Origin of the sequence: Pseudarthrobacter siccitolerans (genome assembly GCF_030823375.1) — a bacterium.
In the GTDB taxonomy this organism is placed as follows: Bacteria; Actinomycetota; Actinomycetes; order Actinomycetales; family Micrococcaceae; genus Arthrobacter; species Arthrobacter siccitolerans_A.
The window spans coordinates 2,147,644-2,171,890 of sequence record NZ_JAUSXB010000001.1; the positions used below are offsets into that span (position 1 = coordinate 2,147,644).

At 65.1% G+C, this 24,247-nt stretch carries 24 protein-coding genes; 15 read left to right on the forward strand and 9 right to left on the reverse strand.

The features are described 5' to 3' along the window. Window positions 1-30 precede the first annotated feature (30 nt). The gene (locus QFZ36_RS10055; RefSeq protein WP_306636047.1) at window positions 31-1,062 is read left to right on the forward strand and encodes a phosphotransferase family protein; all 1,032 of its coding nucleotides are present in this window, start codon (window positions 31-33) and stop codon (window positions 1,060-1,062) included. Then, on the forward strand, window positions 1,059-2,054 hold the full coding sequence (locus QFZ36_RS10060; RefSeq protein ID WP_306636049.1) for a phosphotransferase enzyme family protein: 996 nt from the start codon (window positions 1,059-1,061) through the stop codon (window positions 2,052-2,054). Before QFZ36_RS10055 ends, QFZ36_RS10060 begins: the two co-directional genes overlap by 4 nt. Window positions 2,055-2,165: 111 nt before the next feature. On the opposite strand, the gene QFZ36_RS10065 is transcribed toward QFZ36_RS10060, so the two are convergent. After that, window positions 2,166-2,558: a nuclear transport factor 2 family protein gene (locus tag QFZ36_RS10065; RefSeq protein ID WP_306636050.1), complete on the reverse strand. Its 393-nt coding sequence runs from the start codon at window positions 2,556-2,558 to the stop codon at window positions 2,166-2,168. Between the two features lie 161 nt (window positions 2,559-2,719). Continuing rightward, window positions 2,720-3,175: a nucleoside deaminase gene (locus tag QFZ36_RS10070; protein WP_306636052.1), complete on the reverse strand. Its 456-nt coding sequence runs from the start codon at window positions 3,173-3,175 to the stop codon at window positions 2,720-2,722. A 162-nt stretch (window positions 3,176-3,337) separates the two neighbouring features. Here QFZ36_RS10070 and QFZ36_RS10075 point away from each other — a divergent pair, with 162 nt between their 5' ends. Further along, window positions 3,338-3,910 (forward strand): SRPBCC family protein, encoded by a 573-nt coding sequence (locus QFZ36_RS10075; RefSeq protein WP_306639160.1) that lies wholly within the window; start codon window positions 3,338-3,340, stop codon window positions 3,908-3,910. A gap of 152 nt (window positions 3,911-4,062) precedes the next feature. Here the strand turns inward: QFZ36_RS10075 and QFZ36_RS10080 are convergent, their stop codons facing one another. Then, window positions 4,063-4,638 carry a TetR/AcrR family transcriptional regulator gene (locus QFZ36_RS10080; RefSeq protein ID WP_306636054.1) on the reverse strand — a complete coding sequence of 192 codons (576 nt, stop codon included), beginning with the start codon at window positions 4,636-4,638 and terminating at the stop codon, window positions 4,063-4,065. A 105-nt stretch (window positions 4,639-4,743) separates the two neighbouring features. Here QFZ36_RS10080 and QFZ36_RS10085 point away from each other — a divergent pair, with 105 nt between their 5' ends. From QFZ36_RS10085 to QFZ36_RS10110, 7 genes are all read left to right on the forward strand, one after another. Continuing rightward, a complete protein-coding gene (locus QFZ36_RS10085) occupies window positions 4,744-5,964 on the forward strand; it encodes an MFS transporter (RefSeq protein WP_306636056.1) in 1,221 nt (406 codons plus the stop codon). 84 nt (window positions 5,965-6,048) lie between these two features. Then, window positions 6,049-7,035 (forward strand): aldo/keto reductase, encoded by a 987-nt coding sequence (locus QFZ36_RS10090; protein WP_306636057.1) that lies wholly within the window; start codon window positions 6,049-6,051, stop codon window positions 7,033-7,035. 149 nt (window positions 7,036-7,184) lie between these two features. Then, window positions 7,185-8,249: a biotin synthase BioB gene (gene bioB / locus QFZ36_RS10095; RefSeq protein WP_306636059.1), complete on the forward strand. Its 1,065-nt coding sequence runs from the start codon at window positions 7,185-7,187 to the stop codon at window positions 8,247-8,249. Then, entirely contained in the window at window positions 8,246-8,608 is a 363-nt protein-coding gene (bsaP, locus tag QFZ36_RS20980) for a biotin synthase auxiliary protein BsaP (protein ID WP_444964481.1), read from the forward strand. The genes bioB and bsaP overlap by 4 nt, the downstream gene beginning before the upstream one ends. Before the next feature lie 408 nt (window positions 8,609-9,016). Continuing rightward, a complete protein-coding gene (locus QFZ36_RS10100) occupies window positions 9,017-9,493 on the forward strand; it encodes a hypothetical protein (RefSeq protein ID WP_306636060.1) in 477 nt (158 codons plus the stop codon). Then, entirely contained in the window at window positions 9,490-11,376 is a 1,887-nt protein-coding gene (locus QFZ36_RS10105) for a glycoside hydrolase family 15 protein (protein WP_306636062.1), read from the forward strand. Before QFZ36_RS10100 ends, QFZ36_RS10105 begins: the two co-directional genes overlap by 4 nt. Next, window positions 11,376-11,912, forward strand: coding sequence for a DUF2231 domain-containing protein (locus tag QFZ36_RS10110; RefSeq protein ID WP_306636063.1), 537 nt, complete (start codon window positions 11,376-11,378; stop codon window positions 11,910-11,912). The genes QFZ36_RS10105 and QFZ36_RS10110 overlap by 1 nt, the downstream gene beginning before the upstream one ends. Before the next feature lie 28 nt (window positions 11,913-11,940). Here the strand turns inward: QFZ36_RS10110 and QFZ36_RS10115 are convergent, their stop codons facing one another. From QFZ36_RS10115 to QFZ36_RS10125, 3 genes are all read right to left on the reverse strand, one after another. After that, entirely contained in the window at window positions 11,941-12,327 is a 387-nt protein-coding gene (locus tag QFZ36_RS10115) for a DUF1304 family protein (RefSeq protein ID WP_306636065.1), read from the reverse strand. Between the two features lie 9 nt (window positions 12,328-12,336). Next, on the reverse strand, window positions 12,337-13,482 hold the full coding sequence (locus tag QFZ36_RS10120) for a C45 family autoproteolytic acyltransferase/hydolase (RefSeq protein ID WP_306636067.1): 1,146 nt from the start codon (window positions 13,480-13,482) through the stop codon (window positions 12,337-12,339). A gap of 211 nt (window positions 13,483-13,693) precedes the next feature. Next, window positions 13,694-13,882, reverse strand: a complete 189-nt coding sequence (locus tag QFZ36_RS10125) for a hypothetical protein (protein ID WP_306636069.1) — start codon at window positions 13,880-13,882, stop codon at window positions 13,694-13,696. A gap of 308 nt (window positions 13,883-14,190) precedes the next feature. Between QFZ36_RS10125 and QFZ36_RS10130 the strand changes: the two genes are divergently transcribed. Further along, the gene (locus QFZ36_RS10130; protein WP_306636071.1) at window positions 14,191-15,375 is read left to right on the forward strand and encodes a rhamnogalacturonan acetylesterase; all 1,185 of its coding nucleotides are present in this window, start codon (window positions 14,191-14,193) and stop codon (window positions 15,373-15,375) included. Window positions 15,376-15,428: 53 nt separating this feature from the next. Here the strand turns inward: QFZ36_RS10130 and QFZ36_RS10135 are convergent, their stop codons facing one another. Then, the gene (locus tag QFZ36_RS10135; protein ID WP_306636073.1) at window positions 15,429-16,184 is read right to left on the reverse strand and encodes a ZIP family metal transporter; all 756 of its coding nucleotides are present in this window, start codon (window positions 16,182-16,184) and stop codon (window positions 15,429-15,431) included. Window positions 16,185-16,514: 330 nt separating this feature from the next. On the opposite strand from QFZ36_RS10135, the gene QFZ36_RS10140 reads away from it, so the two are divergent. After that, window positions 16,515-16,988: a sensor histidine kinase gene (locus QFZ36_RS10140; RefSeq protein ID WP_306636075.1), complete on the forward strand. Its 474-nt coding sequence runs from the start codon at window positions 16,515-16,517 to the stop codon at window positions 16,986-16,988. 73 nt (window positions 16,989-17,061) lie between these two features. Here QFZ36_RS10140 and QFZ36_RS10145 read toward each other — a convergent pair whose 3' ends face one another. Beyond that, window positions 17,062-17,673 carry an NADPH-dependent FMN reductase gene (locus QFZ36_RS10145; protein WP_306636077.1) on the reverse strand — a complete coding sequence of 204 codons (612 nt, stop codon included), beginning with the start codon at window positions 17,671-17,673 and terminating at the stop codon, window positions 17,062-17,064. 212 nt (window positions 17,674-17,885) lie between these two features. On the opposite strand from QFZ36_RS10145, the gene QFZ36_RS10150 reads away from it, so the two are divergent. From QFZ36_RS10150 to QFZ36_RS10160, 3 genes are all read left to right on the forward strand, one after another. Next, window positions 17,886-18,050: a hypothetical protein gene (locus QFZ36_RS10150; protein ID WP_306636079.1), complete on the forward strand. Its 165-nt coding sequence runs from the start codon at window positions 17,886-17,888 to the stop codon at window positions 18,048-18,050. Window positions 18,051-18,210: 160 nt separating this feature from the next. Beyond that, window positions 18,211-20,856: an exo-rhamnogalacturonan lyase family protein gene (locus QFZ36_RS10155; RefSeq protein ID WP_306636081.1), complete on the forward strand. Its 2,646-nt coding sequence runs from the start codon at window positions 18,211-18,213 to the stop codon at window positions 20,854-20,856. Between the two features lie 142 nt (window positions 20,857-20,998). Beyond that, complete coding sequence (locus tag QFZ36_RS10160; protein WP_306636083.1) at window positions 20,999-21,982, forward strand: SRPBCC family protein; 984 nt, start codon at window positions 20,999-21,001, stop codon at window positions 21,980-21,982. A 144-nt stretch (window positions 21,983-22,126) separates the two neighbouring features. On the opposite strand, the gene QFZ36_RS10165 is transcribed toward QFZ36_RS10160, so the two are convergent. Continuing rightward, window positions 22,127-24,124, reverse strand: coding sequence for a rhamnogalacturonan lyase (locus QFZ36_RS10165; protein ID WP_306636085.1), 1,998 nt, complete (start codon window positions 24,122-24,124; stop codon window positions 22,127-22,129). Window positions 24,125-24,247 lie beyond the last annotated feature (123 nt).

The following is a 24,247-nucleotide window of genomic DNA, read 5'->3' on the forward strand; positions in this document are numbered from 1 at the left end:
CCATAACCCCTTCCGAGTACAGGAGGACGCATGAACCGCACCCAAATCCCGTCCCAACACCGCGATATCAAGGAGCAGCAGGTCAATCGTGCCGAACGGGTCTGTGCACCGGAGTTCCTCAACCGCTATGTCCGCCCACACTTGATTCCGGCTGTTCCGGGCGCCTCGGACGGAGGCACGTGGACAACAAAGGTGATTCAGCTGGACGGATCGGGGGCCGCCACTGTAGAGATCAATCTCGACGACGGCCCCCCTGTTTTCGCCAAGCTGTTCCCCTTCGAGGATGGCCCTGCCGTGCACGCAAAATTGCAGGCCATGCGCAACGCCGGGCTGGGGGCCGGCTCCCCGTTCCAGGCTGTCGAGCCGTTGGCGTGGTGCGGGGACGAAAAGGTCCTGCTGTGCCGGGGAGCCCCGGGCAAAGCACTGTCGGAAGTGCTCGACGACGGCGCTGAACTCACCGAGGGCTGCGCCCGCGCGGGATCATGGCTGGCCCACCTGCATAAGGTGGATCTCCGGGTCGGGGCCCCACACTCCCTACTCGTGACAGGGGAACTGACGAGCCTGGCCAAACGCCTTGTCAGAGTGGCGACTGACCGTCCTGGCTACGCTGAGGTGGCATTGGGCATGCTCGAACGGTTGGACGACCTCACCCATGACACCGTGGACAGCGTCCATGCCCAAAGCCACGGGCAGTACCGGCCGATCCACGTCTTTCTGACCGAGGAAACCGTTACGGTGATTGACCTCGACCGCAGCGCCCCGGCGGACCCCGCCCGCGATGTGGCCGAGTTCCTCCACCGGCTCCGCCAAGGCGTTCACTCAGCCACCGGCGACATTTCCCGCGCCGACCAGCCGTGCGACGCTTTCCTCGGCGCGTATCGGGAGGCAGCCGGCGTCGAACGGCTGCGAAACCTGCGGTTCCACTGGTGCCGGTATATATTCCACAGCCTCAACCGCGACGTGAAAAACGGGGCCGCCGACTGGCACAACGGTGCAAACGATGTCTTCCGACGTTACCGGGAGGAGTTCTACAGGGTGGCAGAAGGGCGGGCAGGCGCATGACGTCGACCATGGGCGTCCTGCTGGACCGTGCCGGGGCGGAGCTCCCGCTGTCCGAGCTCGCGAGTCTGTGGCCACTGGGTGGTTGGAACTCAGTTGCCCCGGTGGCAGGCGGCAAAAACGAGCACCTGCGCGTTGAAGCCACGGATGGTGTCCACTACCTGCGCCGCTCGTACCGGTCCAAACCGCATGAGGAACTCGCCCGCCAACTCCGCCTCATGCGGCTGCTCCGGGAGCGGGGATTCCCCGCACCGGAGGTGGCCCCGGCCACCTCCGGCAAGGACCATGCCGAGCTGGACGGCCGGTTATGGATCGCAACGCGGGGAGTCGAAGGGACACCGTTCATCGATGCATCGCCGGCGCATGTGCAGGCTATGGGACGAACACTTGCCCGGTACCACCAGACCGTGGCCGACCTTCCAGCGGCAGTGGCCGAACCCGCCGTGCTGCTTGAGTTGCGCACGCGGGCAAATGACGAAGGGGTAGAGCCGGCCCTGAGAAACCGGACCGCGCACCTGGTCGCACAATTAACCGCAGTCCTGCCGCACCTGCCCCGGATGGTGGTGCACGGCGGCGCCCGACGAGGCAGCCTGGTATTCAACGGCAGCGAGGTAGCGGGCGTCCTGGACTTCGACAGTGCCCACGCGGACGTGCGGGTCCTGGACCTCGCCGTCGCCGTGCACGACGTCGGCAAGGTCTACACCCGACCAGGCGAAGCCGACAATAAGGTCGCCCTCGACCTCGGCCGGGTCACTGACCTGCTGGCCGCATACAGCCGGGACTTGCGGCCCACCGAGGCAGAGATCGAGGCGCTGCCGCTGCTGCTGGAGGCCAAACGGTTGAAGCGCGGCCTGGGACGGCTCAGCCGGTCACGGCACGGCGAGAGGCTCTCCGACAATGACTACACGAAGATCCGGTTGGAAGACCAGCGGATCGCTTGGCTGGAGGAGCACCGCAGCGCATTGGCGGCCGCTTTCCGGAAAGCCCTGGCGTAGCTGTGAACCCTGAAGGTTGGAGCCGGACCGCTTCGACCTGAGCTAAGTTCATCTGATGCAGACGCGTCCGGGCCGGCTGCGGTTTGCGGCCGGCCCGGAGCGCTGCTCGTGTCAGGCCCAGAAGTCGGCGGCCACGGCGGTGTCCTCCTGGAACTCGCTGACTTCCGTGACTTTCCCGTCTCTCAGCGTGAACACGAGGACGCCGTTCTGTTTCATCGACTTCCCGTTCCGCTCTGCTTGAGCGGTTTGCAGGGCCACCGTGTGACGCTCCCCGGGGATAACGTCCTGCAGGTCAACTTTGACCGTGCCGTCTGACCGGGAAAACAATTCACCGAAATAGCCCATGATGGCCTGTTGGCCCTGTTTATCGCCGGAGAGGCCGCTGGTGCCGCCCACACGGTAGACCGCATCGTCGGCGAAGAGGCCCAGAAGGCCCTCCACATCGCCGGCGTTGAAGGCCTCATAACCGCGCCGCACCACTGCGGCGTCTTCCTGAATTCCCATCTCGAACCCTTTCCGTCGTTGTCGTCCGGGTCCCAGCGCAGTCAGCATAGGCCTGCCCGCTGCGGTTGTCCACGGGTGCGAGTAAGCCTCGAATTACCCCGCCGGTGGCAAGGTTTTGGGGTCTTAGGGAGGCAGCTGGATCGGCGCCTTTGTGCAGTTGATTACTCGGCGATGTCCTCCGCCCACAGTTCAGGGTGTTCATTCTGGAACGTGCGCATCATGTCAACGCACCGGTCATCGTTCAAGACCACTACTTCGACCCCACGTGATCGCAGAAGGTCGAATTCGCCGGGGAACGTCTCTGCCTCGCCCACCACCACGCGCGGAATCTTGAACTGGATGATGGTCCCGGTACACATCGCACAAGGTGCCAGGGTGGTGTAAAGGGTCATGTCCCGGTAGCTCTTCTGGCGGCCGGCAACGCGCAGTGCAGACATCTCGCCGTGGGCGATCGGGTCACCATTCTGGACACGCTCGTTGTGCCCGCTGGCTATCACTTCTCCGCCGCGGGCCAAGGCAGCGCCGATCGGGATGCCGCCCTCCCGGAGGCTCTTTTGCGCGGCTTCGTAGGCAGCTTCGAAAACCGGATCTACGGTGACTCGTTCAGTTTCAGTCATGGGTGCAGTCTAAGTGGCCGAGTTTAGTTGTGTTGATGGCTGGGAGGACAAGCGCTGAGCCCTCGCAAGCATCCCGTTAAAGCCTGCGGAACCGGGCCGTTGACCACATGCAACGGCGTGAGTACTGTGGGTCAACTATCGAACCTTGCCCTGGAGGCAACAATGGCCGGCAAGTCGAAAAGCAGCAACGACTACGAATTCCTGACCGTCTGGCGCGTGGCCGGTACCCCGCACGAGGTGGTGGACATTCTTGGTGATGCCGGAACCTTGGCCCGTTGGTGGCCCTCCGTGTATTTGGACGTTGTGCCGCTGGATCCCGGCAACCCGGATGGGACTGGCAAGGCGTTCTCCCTGCGCACCAAGGGCTGGCTGCCCTACACCCTCAAATGGCAGCTCACTGTCACCGAGCCCGTCACGGAACAAGCGCTCGCCCTCTCGGCCCACGGTGACCTCAACGGCACCGGACGCTGGACGTTCGAACAGGACGGGCCGGAAACGGTGGTCACCTACGACTGGCGGGTCAGTACGTCGAAACCGCTGCTGCGCCGGCTGAGCTGGCTGCTCAAGCCCGCTTTCTCCGCGAACCACCGTTGGGCCATGGCCCGCGGGCAGGAAGCACTCGCCCTGGAACTACGACGACGACGTCCCGGCGCGGATCCCGCCAAAATCCCCCAGCCTGCGCCTCCCACGTTTGCAGGCCGGCACCGCCGGCCCACGAGTACAACGCACGCCTGACAAGAACTGCGGGGAACTCTGCGGGTTGCCCAACCCGGGCTGACTGCCCCAAAGGGAGCAGCTTGGGCTAGCCTGACGTTCATGGCCCGGTCAGGCTCTCCCGCACGCGCATGGATCGGAACGATCGTGTTCCTGTTCCTCGCGCCGGCGGCTTACTGAGACGCTTTTGGTGAAGCGCTCAGGACCATCGAAGCGAGTTCCTTGGCCAGTCGGACCGCGTCCGTATGCGCATCAAGCTGTGAGTTGGCCACCGCTCCGTCGTAGAGGAGCTCCAGGCGGGCGGCTACGCCAGCGGGATCATCGAACCCCGCTTCCTGGCACAGCGCCAGGATCATGGTGCTGAGCCAGTCGCGGAAAGTACGCAGCGCCCTGGCCTCCATGCTGTCCGGGAGTGCTTCCGCATTCGCATTCGCAAATGCGCAGCCTTTGTAGCCGGGCTCAGTGACGGCTTCCTGCAGGCTGTCAAACATGGCCAGCAGTTTCTCGACGGGGTCTTCCAGCCCTTGCTGGTACCGTGCGATTCGGTCGCGCCGGCGCTGGTCGCGGCCAGCGAGATAGGCGGCGACGAGCTCTTCCTTGCCCGAAAAGTTGTAGAAGAGCGAACCTTTGGCAACGCCCGCCTCTTCGATGACCCTGTCGATGCCGACCGTGTGGACACCCTCGGCATAAAACAACCTGTCTGCCGCCTCAAGGAGGCGTTGACGTGCCGGGACCCGGGTGGAAGTCATAACACAAAGCGTATCAGACAGACCTGTCTAAAAAAGCTTGACTTCATTGAACCGATCTGTCTAACTGATTTGTGTTAGACCGTTCTGTCTAAGGAGACTTCAATCTTGGCCTGTGTACTCTCACCCCGCTTTTCCTTTGCCGGACTCGCCGCAGTCTTTGGGGCATTCTTTTTCGCCGCCGGGGCCCCGACGCCCCTCCTCTCGCTCCGCCAGCAGGAGTGGGGCTTCTCGGCGGGAACCCTCACCATCGCCTTCTCCGTCTACGCCTTAGGACTGCTGGCCGCGCTGTTGGTGGGCGGCTCGCTCTCTGACCACATTGGCCGCCGCCCGGTAATGCTCGCCGCCTTGTATGGCGAGCTGGGTTCCATGATTGTGTTCGTGTTTGCGCCGAGCATCACCTGGGTCATCGTCGCCCGCGCCCTCCAGGGCCTCGCCACGGGATTGGCCACCAGCGCCTTCAACGCGGCCATTGCCGAGCAGGCACCGGCCCACCTGAAGAAATTCGCCGGCGCCCTGGCAGGAGCGTCGGTGGCAGGCGGCCTCGGCATCGGTGCACTTGCGGCCGGGGCGGCAGTCCAGTTCACCCCTGACGCCAACACGCTCATTTTCGTGGTCCTCAGCGCCGTCATGGTGCTCGCCATCGCCTTTGTAAGCCTTACTTCCGAGACAGCCCCAAAGCGGCCCGGCGCGCTCCGCTCGCTCACCCCCCGCGTTGAGCTCCCTGCCCCTATCCGCGGCGAATTCCTGGCCGGTATTCCCGTACATATCGCCGGCTGGATGTTCCCAGCCCTCTTCCTTGGGCTTTCACCGGCGGTGCTCCGGCTCCACTTTGCCCTGGACGGCGGCCTCGTTGCGGGTTTCACCTCATTTCTGGGCCCTTTCGCTGCGGCCGTTTCAAGTTTCGCCTTCGCGCGGCACTCCGCACGGCGCAGCACCCTCCTGGGCGTGATCCTCATCCTCGCCGGCATAGTGATGGTCCTTCTCGGAGTCCATGAAACCTGGCTGCCCGCTGTCTGGATCGGCGCGGTGCTCGGAGGTGTTGGCTTTGGTGGCTCATTCGGCGGGCAGCTTCGGCTGATCGCCCCGCACATCCAGCCGCACCAACGCGCCGGCCTCTTCTCAGGTATCTATGCCGCCGCGTATCTGGCGTTCAGCGTCCCCGTGATCATCGCGGGCCAACTCGTGCCCCTCCTCGGACTGGTCCCCACCCTGCAGTCCTACGCAGGCGCCATCATCGCCTTTGCCGCTTTGGCCATCGTCATCCAGGCGGCACGGCTGCGGCAGGACATCGCGCTTAAGCCAGCAACCGCCAGTTCTGCCGCCTGACACGAAGTCCCGGCTTTCATTGACAGTCTCCTGCTCCCTCTTTAGGCTCCTGCCATCGCGGATACGGAACCGAAGGAGCAGTGCGTGGACCAGGACAGCAGGCAGTTACGGGAGCAGCTTGGCCGGCTCGGCTTTGGCGGTACGGGAGTAGGCAACCTGTACCGCGCCATCTCCGACGAGCAGGCGGCGGATACCTTGGAGGCAGCCTGGGACGCGGGCATCCGCTACTTCGACACCGCACCGCACTACGGGCTGGGCCTCTCGGAGCGGCGGATGGGCGAAGTCCTGGCCAAGAAACCCCGGCAAGAATTTGTCCTCTCCACCAAGGTGGGCAGGGTCCTGGTGCCGTCGCCTGCAACGGAGGATGCCCGGGACCCGGAGGGATTTGACGTGCCCGCTGCGCTGCGGCGCGAGTGGGACCCCTCCGAGGCCGGGGTAAGGCGAAGCATCGAAGACTCGCTGGAACGGTTGGGCCTGGACTACATCGATATCGCCTACCTGCACGATCCCGATGTCTACAGCATGGAAGATGCGGTGAGTTCCGCCCTTCCCGCCCTGGAGAAAGTCCGGGCGGAAGGACTGGTGCGGGCCATCGGCGTCGGGACCAACACCGCCGGAGCCGCCCTCCAGTGCGTCGAGGCGGCAAACCTGGATTTCCTCATGCTGGCCGGCAGGTTCACCATGCTGGAACAGCCCGGCTCGGACGGCCGCCCAGGCGAGGGGCTGCTGGACCGATGCCTTGAGCTGGGCACAGGGGTGGTGAGCGTCGGCGTTTACAACTCCGGCATCCTCGCCAAACCCGAACTGCCTTCCGATGCCCATTACAACTACTCCCAAGCCAGCGAAGAGATCCTGGAACGGGCCAGGCTGCTGGCCGGGATCTGCAAAGAACACGGCGTCGAGCTTCCCACGGCCGCCATCCAGTTCCCCTTCCGCCACCCCGCCGTCATCAACGTCACCGTGGGAGCCAGCAAACCGGAACAGATCAGCCAAAGCGCCGAGCGCATGTCCACTGAGGTCCCCGGGGAATTGTGGCAGGACCTGCAGGAGCGCGGACTGATCCCGGCCTGACCCGAAATCCAGCCCGCGCGTTACTGAAGCTGGTCCTGCCCTTTACTGGATCCGTCCGAATCTTGTCGAATCCCTCCAAAATGGGGCCGCCAAGGGAGAACTAGCGTCTGCTGTGAAGAACTTCCACGGCAAGCGCAAAGGACCAATCAATGACGATCCAGGAAAATGTACGGACAAGCCCGAAGTCCGCGAGCGTCGGCAAGGACTATCAGAGCAAGGGCCATCACATCCTGGAGATCGCCCGCCAGCAGGTTCTCGAGGACGGCATCGGCCTGGCCCAGGCTCAGCTCGAAGAGGTCCTTCGCCTCCCGGACGAGACGCTTCCCGCCGCTTTGGAGTTGGCGCACCAGGTCCGGCTCCGGCACTGCGGCGAGGACGTGGAGGTGGAAGGCATCATCTCCATCAAAACGGGCGGCTGCCCTGAAGACTGCCATTTCTGCAGCCAGTCCGGGCTCTTCGACTCCCCCGTCCGCGGCGTCTGGCTGGACATCCCGGAACTGGTCAAGGCCGCCAAGGAAACCGCCGCCACCGGAGCCACCGAGTTCTGCATCGTTGCCGCCGTCCGCGGACCCGACATCAAGCTGATGAACCAGATCAAGTTCGCCATTGACCGCATCAACGAAGAAGTGGACATCAACATCGCCTGCTCGCTGGGCATGCTGACCCAGCGCCAGGTGGACCAGCTCAAGGACTGGGGCGTCCACCGCTACAACCACAACCTCGAAACAGCGCGCAGCTACTTCCCCGAAGTCGTCACCACCCACACCTATGAGGAACGGCTGGAGACCTGCAATATGGTCAAGGACGCCGGCATGGAACTGTGCTGCGGCGCCCTGATCGGCATGGGCGAAACCGTGGAGCAGCGGGCAGAACTCGCCGCCCAGCTCGCAGCCCTGGAACCCCACGAAGTCCCGCTGAACTTCCTCAACCCCCGGCCCGGAACCCCACTGGAAAACCAGGGCATTATGGACGGCAAGGACGCCCTCCGCGCCATCGCCGCCTTCCGCCTTGCCATGCCCAAAACCGTCCTCCGTTACGCCGGCGGACGCGAACTCACCCTGGGCGACCTCGGCACGCGCGACGGCCTGCTCGGCGGAATCAACGCCGTCATCGTCGGCAACTACCTCACCACCCTCGGCCGCCCCGCCACCGCGGACCTGAACCTGCTCGTGGACCTCAACATGCCCATCAAGGAACTCCAGAAGACGCTATGAAGCTGGTTTCGCTCCCCAACGGGGTTTCGACGGGCTCAACCAACGGGGTTTCGACAGGCTCAACCACCGGGGTTTCGCTCGGGGTTTCGCTCCCCAACCGCCCCCTCCCCTCGCAAGCTCGGCCAGGGAACCCGGCGGTCGTGGGCCCCGGCTCAACCACCGGGGACTATTGCGGGCACTGCGGGGAGCCGTCCGACGGCGGCGGCGGTCCGCCGTCGGACGTTCACCAACGCTGCGGCGAGCGCCTGGCGATGGAGCCGCCACGGTATTGCGCCACGTGCCGGCGCCGGATGAAAGTCCAGGTGGCACCGCTGGGCTGGACGGCAGAGTGCTCCAGGCACGGGGTGATTGCCTCGTGACGGATGGCAGGGACCGTAGGATCTTGTGATGGCCCAACTCGTGCGCCCGAACAAACTTCCACTCGTCCTGGCTGGAAGCATCCGCCGAGTTCGCCGGTGCCCGCCAGGACGGACCGGGGGGCAGACGGCTGGTCCCCCGACGAGCTTAAAGACCCGCAGGCGGCGGCGTGTATGAGGACACCCGCAACCGCAAGCGCCACTATTGGATCAAGACGGCGCCGTAAACGCCTGGGCGTGGCCCGCTGACGCTGGATACACCTCTCTAAAACGACTTTGCTTGTTTAAAAGCCTTGCGCCTTCTAAAATTAGAAAATCTACTTTTAGAAGGAGTCCACAATGCAGTGGCGGGATCCGGCGCTGATGTTCCGGCGCTTCCAGCACCTAGGCGCCAGGACCAGGTGACGTGGAATGGACTGGCAAGGCTGGGCCGTGTTCGGGCTGCTGGCAACCTCCGCGCTGACCGCGGTGATGATCGCCGCCCAGATGGCGGGGCTGACCAGGCTGGACCTCCCGCTGGTGCTGGGAACTTTGGTAACGCCTGACCCGGACAAGGCCAGGGTGGCGGGATTCTTTATCCATCTCGCCGCGGGGCAGGGTTTCGCCCTGGGCTACGCCGCCGTGTTCGCGCTCCTGGGGCAGGCAACCTGGTGGCTCGGTGCCCTGCTGGGACTGCTCCACGTTGCGGTGGCACTCACGGTCATCCTGCCCCTGCTGCCGGGCGTCCACCCGAGAATGGCAACCACCAGGGCGGGGCTCAGTACGACGGCGGCGCTGGAGCCACCCGGGCTGCTCGGCCTGAACTACGGCATCCAGACGCCGGCCGTGGCCGTGGTGGCCCACGTAATCTATGGTGCAGTGCTTGGGCTGCTTCTGGGGCCACGATGAGCGTTAATCACCTGGACCCCGTCCCCCGCCAGCTTGACCGTACCGTCCCCTTCCGGGCGCAGGAAAGGCCCACCCCCATCGCGGACTATGGGCTCCTTGGCGATACGCGGACCGCCGCACTTGTCTCCGCTGGCGGGTCAGTGGATTGGCTCTGCGCTCCCGCGTTCGACGGCGAGCCCCTCTTTGGTGCCTTGCTGGGAGGACCGGAGGCGGGCAGGTTCCTCGCAGGGCCGGCAGGTCCCGCCACGGTGGTTTCCCGCAAATACCGCGAGAATACGGCGACGCTGGAAACGGTGTGGGCGGCCGGGAAGGACCGGCTCGTTCTCACCGAGGCCATGATCGCCGAAGTGGCCGGCGAGCTGCTGCCCACCACCATCCTGGTCAGGCGCCTGTCCGCGGAAGGGTCACCGGTACCCGTCACGGTACTTTTCGACCCGCGGGTCGGCGAAAACCACCGCCTGCCGCGGGTGCGGCGGGGGCACGACGTCGTCTGCAACTGGGGTCCCCTGGCAGCTTCCCTTGGAGCGAGCCCCCGCCTCGGACTCGAGCCCGGGCGTCCCCTTACCTTCGACGTCACTCCGGGAAAACCCCTGACACTTGTCCTGGCATTGGCCTTCGGCGAACCCCTGATCCACGTGGATCCGGCGGCAGCGTGGGACCTCGTTGCAAGGGACGAAGCCAGCTGGCGGGCATGGACCGAGGAGATTGACGAAACCATCCCGTACCGCCAGGAGGTGGTGCGGAGCCTGCTCACGCTCCGGCTCCTCACCTACTCCCCCTCGGGAGCTCCAGTGGCCGCCCCCACCACGTCCCTGCCCGAGGACCCTGGCGGCATACGCAACTGGGACTACAGGTACGCCTGGCCCCGGGACGCCAGCATCGGCGTCGGTGCTTTCCTCCGCGCTGGCAAGACGCAGGAAGCAGAGAACTTCCTTGGCTGGCTCCTCCATGCCAGCCGCCTGCAGCGGCCCCACCTGCCTGCCCTCCTCACGCTGACTGGAGGACTCGTTCCGGCGGAGCGGCAGCTGGCCCACTGGTCCGGCTACGGCGGCAGCAGCCCGGTGCGGACCGGCAACCTCGCTGCCTCACAGCACCAGCTCGACGGTTACGGCTGGGTCATTGACGCCGCCTGGGCGTTCGTGGAGAGCGGCCGCAGGCTGACATCGGAAACGTGGCGGGCCATGAGGGGCTTCGCGGATCTGGTGGCCGCCACGTGGGAGAAGCCCGACGCCGGCATCTGGGAAGTACGCGGTGAGCCTGCCCAGCATGTCCATTCCAAAGTCATGGCCTGGCTCGCGCTGGACCGTGCCCTGCGCATCGCGGCCACGCACCGGCTCAGCACGCGGCGCCGGCTCCGCTGGGAAACTGAACGGACCCGGATCGCGGCGGAGCTCCGCACCAACGGCTACAACGAAGCCATGAACTCGTACACCCGCACTTACGGTTCCCAGGACATTGACGCAGCCCTGCTGGTCCTGCCGCTCACGGGCCTGGAAAAGCCGGATTCGCCCCGCCTAACGGGGACCATCGACGCAGTCCGCAGGGAGTTGTCCGCAGGCTTCCCGTTGCTCTACCGCTATCCGCCGGGACAGGATGGCCTCCCGGGGACGGAGGGGGCGTTCCTGCCCTGTTCCTTCTGGCTGGTGCAGGCCCTGGCCAATACCGCCCAGCACGAGGAAGCCTCCGCCCTGTTCGAGGCGCTGCTGGAGAAGGGCTCACCGCTGGGACTCTTCAGCGAGGAGATGGACCCGACCTCCGGCTTGTTTCTCGGCAACTTTCCGCAAGCCCTCACGCATTCCGCGCTGGCGCAGGCCGCACTTGCCCTCCGCGACAACCCGCCCGTCCTCAACCCAACGAACAACCCCCGAAATAAGGAGCAATGATGGAAAATCCCACCGCCCACCAATTGTCCAAGCACCCCAAGACCCCACTGGCGGGACCCTACGGGCACCCGCTCCACCCCACCCTGGTAACCATCCCCATCGGGGCGTGGACGGCGAGCCTTGTTTTCGACGTCGTGGCTCTGCTGGGAAGCGACGACGCACCCTTCCTGACCGGTGCGCAGTGGCTGGTGGGAATCGGCATCCTCGGGGCACTTGCCGCCGCCGTCTTTGGCCTCATGGATTTCATGACGCTCACGGGCGGAACAACCGCCCACCGCACAGCACTCGTCCACATGTCGCTGAACCTGACCGCCGTCGCCCTCTTTGCCATCAGCTTTTTCCTCCGGCTCGGGAGCGACAAGCAGGACTTCAGCTTCCTTCCCTTCGTTCTCAGCGTGGTGGGCTACCTGATCGTCGGGGCGTCCGGCTACCTCGGCGGGAAACTTGCTTATCACTACGGGGTGAGGGTTGCCGATGAGAAAACGCAGAGCGAAGGGTTCAGGCAAGGGTCGGAGAAGAACCTGAACTCACGGTGATGGCGAGGCGACGTGCCAGCTTCCTGAATCAGCCAGCGACGAGGAACGCGACGATCCCGATGAGAGGCAGCGATGCTTGACCGATCGCACTCCGCCACAGGCGGTGCTCGGTCACCCACAGCCACGGGCCGAGGATGAGGTGTGCGGCGAGCGCGACGAGGACGATGCCAATTCCTGCAGCCCGGGCCTCACCGCCCGAGTTGGCAAGCCAGATCCCGACCCCGATCCCAAGCGCGGTCAGGATGTTGTACATGCCAACATTCATCGCCCACATGCGGACGGCACCTTCGGTTCCCGGTTTCACGTAGAAGATGGAACGGAATCGTTGATCCCCGTGGAAGAAGATTTCCAGCGTCCCGACGGCTACGAGGCTAACAGCGTAGACCCCTGCCGCTATTTGAGTGACAAGGTTCATGCCGGCCTCCTAGTTAGCGCCACCGCGCAGATAACCCGCGTCATTCCACTCGATGGTGTGCCATCGCGTTTGGTCCGGCCGTCCCGGTGCGATCCGGACCACCGGGGGCGCAGTCAGCAGGAACTCGGCTGCGCAAAAGGTCTCGGCCGGCCGCGCGGGCGTGGGCAGCACGCAGAGACCGTTATCGGTCGCGCTGAGAAGCCTCTGCATGTCGCCCAAGCTTCTGATCTGGTCCAGGCCGCCCTGCAGGCCGGACATCCGGGTATGGGTCCCATGGGCTTCAAAAGCGTGCAGGCCCTGGTTGGCATCGTCCTCATACGGCGACCACAGAATATGGTTCGTGTGGAGAAGGTTCCTGCTGGCGGGGCCGGCAACACATCCTTCTGAGGAGCACTCGTAACCCCGGATGCCCATAGGGTCCCCCAGGGCGTAATGCTGGCCAGAGGCGTGCGGAATCGATGCAAGATAATCCGAAGCAGCCGCAGCATCCCGGCGTAACAGCAGTTCCCGGATGACAAATGCGACAGGAAGGCCTTCTGTGGCTGCCGGAAGTGCCCGCAAGGTGTTAACGCAGACTCCCAGGCCTGCAGCATTCACGCCCAGAAGTCCGATCATGCCTGCGCCTGAAAGGACAATCTGGTCCGGGCCGTCCCCACTTTCAATCTGCAGAACAATCTGTGATCCACCCATCGCGGCAGGCAGGTCCATGTTCTGTCCCAGCACGGCAGTGGCAGTGTTCTTGCCGCCGTCCTGAATGAATGTGCCGATGGTGCTGCACCCGATGTTGGGATCCCTCTCGTAGCGCCATTCCTCATCCATCAGGTTGTACACAAGAACATCGTCGACAGGCTGGCCGCTGCCTGCCGCAATTCCTTCGACCTCCGCGAAGAGATCAGGGCTTAACTCCTTGGCGCTGGCCGCGAATCCGGTGGAGGACAGAAAATCCTCGATGTACTCTTTGGCCGCCATGTTCTCGCGGAGGGCCAGAGATTCCCGCCACCGCTCCATCGCGTCACCGATGAGATCCCGGAACTCCTCTCCATGGGCGTTTCCACGGGCAACCCCGTCACCCTCCACGCGGAGGAGGCGCAGGCCGCCGGCGCTGCCCGGGCCTGAATCAGGTTTGGGAGGGCCGCTGAAATTGCGTGAATCCATGCTCTCTTCCAGTGGTGAATGACGGAAAGCCCCCGCGCGAGTCGCGCTCCAGCGCGGGGGCTTCCCTTGTGCTTCCGCTTTGGGGAAAAACTGGAAGCAGACAGAAATCTACCGGCTGGTAACCTGGCCGGCGGTAAATATTGCCACTATCGGCCGATTCTTGATTGAACCTTGAGCCGGGACCGTTTCCGGCAGCTGGAATGGCGCTGGTTCAGTCGGCCTCGGGGTCGCTGGTTGCGTCCGGATCCTCTTCGGGCTCGAAGGTGTTGGGTTCCCCATCGGCGCCGATGCCCACGCCATCCGCGCCGCCGGGAACACCGCCGTCGTTCTTGCCTTTGGAACCCTGTTCACCGCCCTGCAGCTCGTCGTCAGGAAGGGAGTCGGGTGAGTTGATCGTCATTGTTCCTCCTTCAATGGCTGGGCCTCCACGCTAACAGCCCCCGGCGCGAAAGGCGCCGGGACAGCACGAAAATTTGTTCCGTCGGCAGGAAATCCGGGCTACATTCTGGAACAAAAAGGCAGATGGAACTACCAAAATCTCTTGACTTCCCCTGTTTCAAGCTGTTACAAATTTTGTAACGCAGGTATGAATGACTCCGATATCCGCGCCCCCCATTCCAACGCAACGGGCGGCTTGCCCCCTCTTTGAATCGATACAAAAACACGACGTCGGGGCCTCGCTTCCACCCGTCATCAAAGGAGATGAACGTGACCGAACCCAATTCGCCCCACCCCTCCCATCAACCGCTCCTGAAGGTTCTGGCCTGCTGCCTCGCCACCGCCGCCCTGGCCACCGGCGCAGGCCTGACCCTCAACGCGCCCGCTGCCTACGCGGAGCCGAGCAACTACAAATTCGATTTCGGCGGCGGTCCGGTGGAACCGGGCTACATCGGCGTCAGCGCGACAGACTCGTACAGCCCGGAAATCCGCTACGGCTTCAACACTCCCGAGCACATGGCGAACGTACCGGCGAAAGGCACCGGAGCCGGGAGCGACGCCGTCCGCTTCCTTGAGTTCGGCACCAAGAGCACCAACACGTTCAACGTGGACCTCAAGGAGGGCCTGTACAAGGTATCGGTCACACTGGGCGACACTTCACGGGCCAGCATCGCGGCCGAGGGCGTGTTCCAGGAGATGAACCTGACGGGCAACGGGGCCACGGCTTCCTTCGAGATTCCCGTGACGGATGGCCAGTTGAACCTGCTGGTCACCGAAGGCAAGGTTGGCACGGCCTTTACGCTGAGCTCGGTGGAGATCGAGAAGGTTTCGCGCCATCCTGAAATGGACCCAACTATCTGGGTTGGCGGTGACTCCACGGTCGCCAGCTACTACCCGCTGGAAACAAGCGCCCAGGGCGGCTGGGGCCAGACGCTGCCGCAGTTTGTGGATCCTGAAGCTTTCAACGTCCGGAACATCGCGACCGGCGGACAGATCGCCCGCGGCTTCCGTAACGACGGCCAGCTTGAGGCGATCCTGCAGTACAGCAAGCCAGGCGACCTGTTCCTGCTGGAAATGGGCATCAACGACACCGCCGCCAAGAACGCCACCACCGAGGCGGAGTTCAAGGAGATCATGCGGGACATGATCCGGCAGGTTGCAGCCACCGGGGCCACTCCCGTCCTGGTCACGCCGCAGGGCCGGGCCACCGACTTTGTAGACGGCGTCCACTCCTCCGTGGACCGCTGGTACCGCCACTCCATCGTGGCCTTGGCCCAGGAGGAAGGCGTGCATCTGGTGGACCTTAATGTCCTGGCCTCCGAGTACTTCACCGGGATCGGTCCGGAGGCAACACTGGCCCTGTTCATGACCGGCGATACGCTGCACCCCAACCGCGCCGGCGCCACCGAACTGGCACGCCTCGTGGCGGAGGACCTGGCCCGGCAGGGCCTCTGACCAAAGCACTGACGACGGCGGGACGCGGCAGTGTGCCGCGTCCCGCCGTCGTCCTATCCCCCGAGGTGGTGAACGGTGAAGGCGGTCAGGAAGCCTACCGACGCCGTGAGCCCTGTGAGGTTATGGTGTTCCTCGAAAGCCTCCGGGATCATGGTGTCCGCCAGCATGGCCAGGATTCCCCCGGCAGCCACAGCGGTAATGAACGCCACCAGCTCGCCCGGCGCGTTCTCCAGGGCTGTGTAGCCAATGAGTGAGGCCACCCCGCTGAGCAGGGCGATGCCTCCCCAGAGGCCGAAGACGTAACCGGCGCCCCTGCCGGCTTTCTTCATTCCCGCGGTTCCGGACAGCCCCTCGGGGACGTTGGAGATGAACACGGCCACCATCATTGCCGGGCTCACCGCGCCGCCCGCCAGCATCCCCACGCCAAGAACCACCGATTCCGGTACCCCATCCAGCAGTGCGCCCACCGCAATGGCAGTGCCGCTGCCGGGATCATCGGCCTCGGACGGCTGCTGGTCCCCGGAGCGTTTGCGGTGCTTGGCGCCTGCCCGCGCCAGCAGCATGTTGGCCCCGACGTACACCACTGCTCCCGCCAGGAAGCCCACGGCCGTCGGCCAGAGTCCGCCGCCCTGCACGGCCTCGTCCACCAGTTCGAAGGCAAGGGCGGAAATCAGCACCCCGGCGCCGAACGACATGATCGAGGACACCAGCTTGGGCGGCAGCTTCCACCGCCAGGACAACGCCGCGCCCAGGACCAGTGCAGCCCCGGCGGCCGTGCCCCATAACAGTGCCTGCACCCATACCGGCATGTTCCCGCTTCCCGGCCCCAGCAGGGGTCTGTCTCGTCACGGCTGCCGGCACCCCAAGCCGGCCAACCCTCAAAAAGCCCAGCGTAGTACAGGCTCCGGCCCGGAACGGCAGGCGGCCGAGTTGAGGCAGGACCCGTTGAAAACGACAACCGGAGCCACGGCCGGCCATCGGAAGCGGGAATGGCCCCGCTTGCAATGGTGCACACAATCCGTGCGACCCGTCCGCCGCGCAGAATTGATGCGATCTTGAGGGAAACCTTGCTGCCCATTGACCTTGCAGGTCCACGCTGGAGGCATCGGACCAAATCAGCTTGTGGGGAGCAGGGAGTCATGGGAAACGAAGTAGATTCTGATCAAGTAACCGCCGAGGGAGGCTTGCTCACGGATCAGCATCCGCTCGACTTCTACGCTTTGGGGCTGGCCGGCTGCATCGACCGGCTCACCGGGCCCCTCCGCCAGCGCGGGACCGCCATCCGCTGGGATACCCCGCACTGGGGCATCGAGATCCCGTCAGATTGCGCCACCCTTCTCTACCAGTCGGCCCGCGAAGCGCTCAGCAACGCCTTCAAATATGCCCAGGCCTCGCAGCTCAACCTGCAGCTCGCCGCTGTGGACCACGGAATCCGCCTGGTGGTGTCCGACGACGGCAACGGCTTTGACAGCGACCTCGCCAAATGCGGCCGGCACCACGGCTACGGCCTGCGGCTGATGTCCGTGGCCGTTCATGAGGCCGGCGGAACCATAGACATCTGCTCCGCCCCCGGGCAGGGCACCAGCGTCACGGTAACCATGCCGCTGGACTAAAAGCTCGGATGCCCGCCGTTGCTGGGACGGCGGGCATCCGTACGCCTGGCTCCCTGAGACAGGAACCCCCGACTTACCGGGAAAGCTTCTCCGCGTCGGGTTCGAGGTCGCCGATGTGGCCGGGTGCGTTGGCGGCCAGGACGCGGGCCACGAAGGCGCCGTATTCGTCCATGAAGTGGCGCAGGAACTTCGCGGTCCCCTCGTCCTTGACCTCGCCGTTGTCGCCGAACACCTCAGGGTTGAAGTGGATATAGGCTTCCGGGGCGTTCAACTGCGGAGCGTCCAGGAAGCTGAGGACGCTGCGGAACGAGGACTGCATCACTGCGGTGCCGATGCTGCCCACCGAGGCACCAATAATGCCGGTGGGCTTGCGGGCGAACGAATTGCTCCCCCACGGACGTGAGGCCCAGTCGATAGCGTTTTTGAGGGCGCCGGGAATGGAACGGTTGTACTCCGGGGACACGATCAGGATTCCGTCGGAAGCTTCAATTGCCTCCTTGAGGGCGCGGCCTGCCGGCGGAAAGTCGGCGTCGTAGTCGTAGCTGTAGAGGGGTAGGTCCTTGATGGGGATCTCCGTGAACTCCAGGTCCTCGGGAGCCAGTTTGATCAATGCCTGGGAGAGGACCCGGTTGATGGAGCCGGTAGCGAGGCTCCCCACGAAGTATCCGATCTTGAACGGTGCCATGAGTGTTCCTTCCAAGGGCCGGGCAGCGCCCGGCCGTCCATGTTCTGTTTGGAAAAGGTGCCGCCCGTGGCTGGACGGCGCTTGGTGCCACTGCACCACCAGTCCAGCACAGAAGAGGGGGCCCCGGCCAGAGCAGGGAAGATCCTTGACAGGCCGGGCCGGGGAGCGCTGAATGATCTGTAGCGGAGTTCACGGCCCGGTCAGGAGCAGTCATGAGCGAGAATCCAATGCAGGATGAGCGGGTCCATACGGAGGCACCCGCCGAGGGCGACCCGGATGCGGACGTCTCGGAAATCAGGGTCCACACCCAGGATCCGGCCGAAGGGGCAGATTTGCCGGACGTGCCGGACATTCCGGCTGCAGGCAAGACCGAATAGCCGCGCGCCCATAGCGGCACCGCCCGTACATTTGCCACATCCCGGCTACCCCTTGCCTGCGCACCGTCGCGCACACTAGGTTTTAACCCGCACTGAGAAAGCGCTTTCCCGCCACGGGCGGCGATTACTGGCGCATCAATCACCAGCGGAATTGGATCACATGACGGACAAGACCCTCATCAGGTGGATCGACGGCGAGGCACCTGCGGAGATCAGCGGCGGAACGACGTGGGGCATGCCTTTTGCCCGAGGAACGGTAACGGATTCAGGCGGGATTTCGGTCCGGGACGCCGGCGGAGAAATTGTGGCCAGCCAGGCCTGGCCCCTGGCCACCTGGCCTGACGGCTCCCTGAAGTGGGCCGGGATCGCCCTCCCTGCCACGGATGCACCCTCCCGGGCCTACGGGGTGACCGCCGACGGCGGTGCGTCAGCCCGCGAAGCCAGCCTCCCGCCGTCGGGCGCCACCAGAGTCACCGTCACCGAAACCGCCGAGGCGCTCACCGTGGACACCGGCACACTGCAGATGGTGATCGACCGCGGCGGCTCGCACCTCTTTACCAGCCTCACCCGCGGCGGCATCGAGGTAGCACGGAACGCGCGCCTGGTCAGCCTCCTGCAGGACAACGTTACGGAGGGCGCCGGGACGGCAAGCCGCGAGGCCTTCACCGGCGAGGTCACCGCCGTTGTGCTTGAACAGGACGGTCCCGTACGCGCCGTGGTGCGGCTGGAGGGGCACCACCGCCCGGACGCAGCGGGCAGCGGCAAACAGAGCTGGCTGCCGTTCGTGGTCCGGTTCTATTTCTACGCCAACGCCCGCAGCGTCAGGATGGTGCATTCGTTCATCTGGGATGGCGATGCGGAGCAGGACTTCCTGGCCGGGCTCGGCGTCCGGTTCAGCGTGCCGCTTGAGGCTGAGCTCCATGACCGGCACGTCCGGATTGCCGGTGCGGACGGCGGATTCCTGCTCGAAGGTGTCCGCGGGCTGACAGGCCTCCGCCGGGACCCGGGCGGGGAGGTCCGCCGCGCGCAGCTGGACGGCCGTGCCACCCCTCCCCTGGCCGAGTGGAACCCCGAGGTGTCAGAACGCCTGCACCTGATCCCCGCCTGGAACGACTACACGCTAACCCAGCTCAGCGCGGACGGCTTCGAACTGCGCAAACGCACCGCAACGGGCCATGCCTGGGTGGGCATCTCCGGCGGGACCAGGTCGGCCGGATTCTGTTCCCTGACGGATGCCCGCGGCGGGTTCGGGGTGGGCGTCAAGGACTTCTGGCAATCCCATCCGGGCCAGCTGGACATCCGCAACGCGGCCACGGCGGAAGCTTCCCTTACGGCCTGGCTGTACTCCCCGGAGGCGCAGCCAATGGACCTGCGCTTCTACCACGACGGGCTGGGCCAGGACACCTTCGAGGAACAGCTCGAGGGGCTTGAGATCACCTACGAGGACTACGAGCCGGGCTTCGGCAACGCAACCGGCATCGCCCGCACACATGAGTTGACCCTCTTCGCGTACGAATCCACCCCGGCCACGGAAAGCCTCGCCGCCGACGCCGCCGCGGCTTCCGCCCCCGCCCTGCTGCAGGCCACCCCCGGGTACCTGCATTCCGTGGGCGTCTTCGGCGACTGGGACCCTGTGGACCGCAGCACACCTGCCCGCGCCGGGCTGGAAGACCATCTGGATTTCCTCTTCGACTTCTATGCCGGCCAAGTGGAGCAGCGGCGCTGGTACGGCTTCTGGAACTACGGCGACGTGATGCACACCTACGACCACGACCGCCACGTGTGGCGGTACGACGTAGGGGGCTACGCATGGGACAACTCCGAGCTCTCCCCGGACCTTTGGCTTTGGTACTCGTACCTGCGCTCGGGCCGGGCGGACATCTTCCGCTTTGCCGAGGCCATGACCCGGCACACCGGCGAGGTGGACGTCTACCATCTCGGACCGTGGCGCGGCCTCGGCTCCCGGCACAACGTCCAGCACTGGGGCTGCAGCGCCAAGCAGCTCCGGATCAGCACGCCCGCCTACCGCCGCTTCTACTACTACCTGACGGCGGACGAGCGCACGGGAGACCTGCTCACCGAACTGGTGGACAGCGACCAGAACTTCCTGGGGCTGGATCCCGTACGGAAGGTTCGGCCGGACGCTGACACCTACCGGCCGAACCGGAACGCCCTGGGCGTGGGGCTCGGCACGGACTGGGGATCTCTTGCAGCCACCTGGCTCACAGACTGGGAGCGCACCGGGAACCCGCGCTCCCGCGACCGGCTCCTGGGCACCATGGCAGACATCGGCGCCCTCAAGTACGGCTTCCTCACGGGCGAGGCCCTGTACGACCTGGACATGGGACGGTTCGATACCGGCCGCGAACTGATCCAGGTGTCCCATCTGAGCGCCGTGTTCGGCCTGGTGGAAATCTGCAGCGAACTGGTGGACCTGGTCCCGGACCCGGACTTTGAACGGGCGTGGCTGCAGTACTGCCGGATCTTCCTGGCTACAAAGGAGGAGCAGGTGGAGGCAGTGGGCCAGCCGCTGGCGGGCGTCTACCTCACCCAGGCGCACAGCCGGCTGACTGCGTATGCGGCCGCTCGGCTGGACGATCCGGACCTGGCCGCCCGGGCATGGGAAAGCTTTGCCGAGGGCGGGGAGCACCTGAACCACGAGTCGGCCTTCACGCTGCGGACCATTGAACCGCCGCATGTGCTGCTGCCCGTGGACGAGGCACCCACCGTATCCACGAACGACACGTCCCAGTTCGGCCTCGCCGTGATCCAGAACCTGGCGCTGATCGGCAAGCACCTGCGCTAGCTCTAACATCCGCATTCCGCCGCCAAGTTCCGCCGTCCTACTTTCGACTCTGGAAACCCGCCCGCCCAAAAGGTATGTTGGTAAGCATGCTGATGATTTTTACCGACTCATCAGCTTCCGGTAAGAAAGCGAAGGAGACGTTATGAGCACGAAGGTGGAAAAACGCATTCTGGTGAACGTACCGGTAAGCACCGCTTACAACCAGTGGACCCAGTTCGAGGAATTCCCGCACTTTATGGGTGGCGTCAAGAGCGTTACGCAGCTCAGTGACGACCGGTTGCAGTGGGTGGCCGAGATCGGCGGCGTCCGCAGGGAGTGGGAAGCCAGGATTTTGGAACAGATTCCGGACCGCAAAGTAGCTTGGGCGGCCACGGAAGGCGCCACGAACGCAGGCGCCGTGGACTTCGAGGACGTGGGCGGCGGCCAGACCTCCATCCAACTGACGCTCGAATACGAGCCCGAAGGACTGATCGAAAAGGTGGGCGACAAGCTCAACGTGGTGGACCGCCAGGCCGAGGCAGACCTGAAGCGGTTCAAGGAATTCATTGAGGACGAGGGCTATGCCAGCGGCGCGTGGCGCGGCAGCGTCAGCTCCGGAGCCCCCGTCGGCACGCCGGGCGTCGAGGATGCGGCAGGATCACGCGGCGACTCCGGCAAGGCCGGCGTATCCGGCAAGGTTGCTGCAGGCGTTGGCGTTGCCGCGGTAGCAGGCGCAGCCGCCGCCATGGCTGCCGGCACCAACAAGGGCACAACGGAGGCGGCCGACGAAACGGTAACTCCCGTGGTTCCCGGAGAACCCGTCACCGTCACGCCGCTGACGACCGACACAACCACCGATGCCGCAGCCACCGGCACGGGCACGGGCACCTCAACAATGGGCACCGCCGGAGCGGGCATGTCAGCAACAGGCACGACGGCGGCAGCCGGCTCCACCGGTTCAGTCGCGGACCTGGGCGATGACAGGGTGGGACACGCCTTCGACCAGACGAATGGCCTAGTGGACACCACCGGCGAGTCGGACGAGACGCTTGAGGGCGAGAACTTGAGCGCCGGCGAGCGGGCCGAAAATGAGCGCCGGCCCGACGGCGGCCTGCCGCCCCTCGGTGGCAACCTCGGCCAGCACTGACCGGAACCCGACCGCCTGAGGAACATCCCGGCGTCGAACGTTTCGGCGTCGGAGGTTCCCCGATAACCGGATGTTCCAAGGAAAAGCAAAGCGCCGCCCGCCTCTCCCCCGAGGCGGGCGGCGCTTTGCCGTTGCTGCTTGTTGCTACTTCTCGTCAGCGCCGGCGTAGAAGACTGACGGCGCGGCCGGCGTCTCCATGCCCTCACCGATGAAGAAGCTCGGGTGCGGCGGCTGGTTGTAGGCAACGCTCTCGCGGGCCACACCCGTCCGGTACATGGGATCGTGCATCAGGGTGCGGAGCCGGACCTCAGTGGGCGAGGTGCTGGTGTAGATCCGCAGCTCAGTGCTGTCCGACGACGGGTAGGCCAGCTCCTCCCGCCAGTCACCCAGGAGGTCCGCCTGCATCGACGGGTTGCCCTTGGTGCCATTGTTGGTCCTTGCACCGGCGGCGGTCAGGAGCCGGTCGCTGGATTCGGTTTCCCAGTTCCACTTCGAAACGGTGGGAACGCCCACCTGCGTGGCGGCGTCGAAGTCATGGTCAACAATTTCGCGCAGCAGGTCGCCGTCCCACCAGGCCATAAAGTTGGCGGCCGGGATCTTCTCGGAAATCCGTTCCCCCTTCGCGGACATCAGGTATCCAACCGGGGAGTTCCAGGCAGCGTCGCCGCCAACGGCCCATGCTTCGGCCCCTGCGTGGCGGGGATCGATGTCACCGACCGCCCCGCGGCCCGTGTCACGGGTGGCAGGAATGCTCCAAAGGATTTCACCCGTGGCGGCGTCGCGGAAGGTGGCGCCGCGGTTGCCACTCTGGCTCATGCTCTCGTGCACTGCGAAGGTTTCCAGGCCCGGGCGGGACGGATCCCAATCGCTCGTGTGGATCGCGTCGCCATGGCCGAGCCCGGTGTTGTAGAGGGGCTTGCCGTTGTCGTCGATGGTCATCGAACCAAAGACGAACTCGTCTTTGCCATCCTGGTCCACGTCAGCCACCGAGAGGTTGTGGTTGCCCTGGCCCTTGTACTGGGCTCCCTCAACGTCCGAGTCAAAGGTCCAGCGCTTCACCAGCTTGCCGTCCACCAGGTCGTAAGTGACCAGGACCGCGCGGGTGTAGTAGCCGCGGCTGAACATCATGGAGGGGTGTTCGCCGTCGAGGTAGGCGACGCCGGCCAGGAAGCGGTCCACGCGGTTGCCGTAGTTATCGCCCCAGGCCGCCACCGAACCGCGCGGCGGGTCGTAAGGCACGGTGTCCATAATGGTTCCGGTGGCGCCGTTGAACACGGTAAGGAATTCCGGTCCGGACAGGACGTAGCCGGCGCTGTTCCGGTAGTCTGCGGCAGCATCACCGATGACCGTCCCGGATCCGTCCGTGGTGCCGTCCGCCGTCTTCAGGGACACCTCGGCCTTGCCGTCGCCGTCAAAGTCGTACGCGAGGATCTGGGTGTAGTGGGCGCCGGCGCGGATGTTGCGGCCCAGGTCGATGCGCCACAGCTTGTTACCGTCCATCTTGTAGGCGTCCACGTACACGTTGCCGGTGTAGCCGGACTTCGAGTTGTCCTGCGCATTGGTGGGGTTCCAGAGCTGGATGATTTCGTAGGTGCCGTCGCCGTCCAGGTCTGCGACGCTCGAGTCGTTGGCCGTGTAGCTGTAGGGCTTTCCATCCTTGCTGACGCCGTCGGCCGGCTTGTCCAGCTTGATGGCCAGGTAGTTCTGGGCGAGCGGCGTGAACTCGGCGCTGAGCTTGTCCTGCCCGTTGCCGTTGCCCACCGTTTTGATGACGTACTTCGGCGCTGCCGTACCCGCCGGGTCAACGTAAGTGGTGGTATCGCGGATGGGCTCATCGGTGAGCTGGACGCCGTCGCGGATCACATGGAAGCCAACGCTGTCCTTGTCCAGGCCCAGCATCCGCCAGCCCAGGGTAACGCCCTGGTCCGTCAGCACCGCCACAGGAGCGCGGTCCAGGTTCTCCATCTGACGCTTGAGTTCTGTGCCCGACTGAGCCGGCGCAGTGCCGGGGTTTGCCTGGGCCAGGGGGAGGCCGGTAAAAGCGAGTGCGGCGGCCGTCAGCGATGCTGCTGCGGCAAGGGGAGCCGCTTTCCAGGCACGGCCGGCCCGGGATGCGGGGGAACATTTCGGGTGATAAAGCAAAAGGACATCTCCTTTGATGCGTCGGCAGCTGAGTCTGCGGCACGACAGTTGAAACGTTTCACTCCCCGTCGCAATCGAACCTTTCTGGGTGGTTCGGGCGGTGTGAAGCAGGAGGGAAAGCGC

Coding starts and splice junctions, on each gene's coding strand:
- QFZ36_RS10070 (WP_306636052.1), bottom strand. CDS start 3,175: ATGACTGAAACTGAACGAGTCACCGTAGATCCGGTTTTCGAAGCTGCC.
- bioB (WP_306636059.1), top strand. CDS start 7,185: ATGACGATCCAGGAAAATGTACGGACAAGCCCGAAGTCCGCGAGCGTC.
- QFZ36_RS10115 (WP_306636065.1), bottom strand. CDS start 12,327: ATGAACCTTGTCACTCAAATAGCGGCAGGGGTCTACGCTGTTAGCCTC.
- QFZ36_RS10055 (WP_306636047.1), top strand. CDS start 31: ATGAACCGCACCCAAATCCCGTCCCAACACCGCGATATCAAGGAGCAG.
- QFZ36_RS10125 (WP_306636069.1), bottom strand. CDS start 13,882: ATGACGATCAACTCACCCGACTCCCTTCCTGACGACGAGCTGCAGGGC.
- QFZ36_RS10145 (WP_306636077.1), bottom strand. CDS start 17,673: ATGGCACCGTTCAAGATCGGATACTTCGTGGGGAGCCTCGCTACCGGC.
- QFZ36_RS10140 (WP_306636075.1), top strand. CDS start 16,515: ATGGGAAACGAAGTAGATTCTGATCAAGTAACCGCCGAGGGAGGCTTG.
- bsaP (WP_444964481.1), top strand. CDS start 8,246: ATGAAGCTGGTTTCGCTCCCCAACGGGGTTTCGACGGGCTCAACCAAC.
- QFZ36_RS10065 (WP_306636050.1), bottom strand. CDS start 2,558: ATGGGAATTCAGGAAGACGCCGCAGTGGTGCGGCGCGGTTATGAGGCC.
- QFZ36_RS10135 (WP_306636073.1), bottom strand. CDS start 16,184: ATGCCGGTATGGGTGCAGGCACTGTTATGGGGCACGGCCGCCGGGGCT.
- QFZ36_RS10100 (WP_306636060.1), top strand. CDS start 9,017: ATGGACTGGCAAGGCTGGGCCGTGTTCGGGCTGCTGGCAACCTCCGCG.
- QFZ36_RS10080 (WP_306636054.1), bottom strand. CDS start 4,638: ATGACTTCCACCCGGGTCCCGGCACGTCAACGCCTCCTTGAGGCGGCA.
- QFZ36_RS10160 (WP_306636083.1), top strand. CDS start 20,999: ATGAGCACGAAGGTGGAAAAACGCATTCTGGTGAACGTACCGGTAAGC.
- QFZ36_RS10075 (WP_306639160.1), top strand. CDS start 3,338: ATGGCCGGCAAGTCGAAAAGCAGCAACGACTACGAATTCCTGACCGTC.
- QFZ36_RS10155 (WP_306636081.1), top strand. CDS start 18,211: ATGACGGACAAGACCCTCATCAGGTGGATCGACGGCGAGGCACCTGCG.
- QFZ36_RS10060 (WP_306636049.1), top strand. CDS start 1,059: ATGACGTCGACCATGGGCGTCCTGCTGGACCGTGCCGGGGCGGAGCTC.
- QFZ36_RS10120 (WP_306636067.1), bottom strand. CDS start 13,482: ATGGATTCACGCAATTTCAGCGGCCCTCCCAAACCTGATTCAGGCCCG.
- QFZ36_RS10105 (WP_306636062.1), top strand. CDS start 9,490: ATGAGCGTTAATCACCTGGACCCCGTCCCCCGCCAGCTTGACCGTACC.
- QFZ36_RS10110 (WP_306636063.1), top strand. CDS start 11,376: ATGGAAAATCCCACCGCCCACCAATTGTCCAAGCACCCCAAGACCCCA.
- QFZ36_RS10150 (WP_306636079.1), top strand. CDS start 17,886: ATGAGCGAGAATCCAATGCAGGATGAGCGGGTCCATACGGAGGCACCC.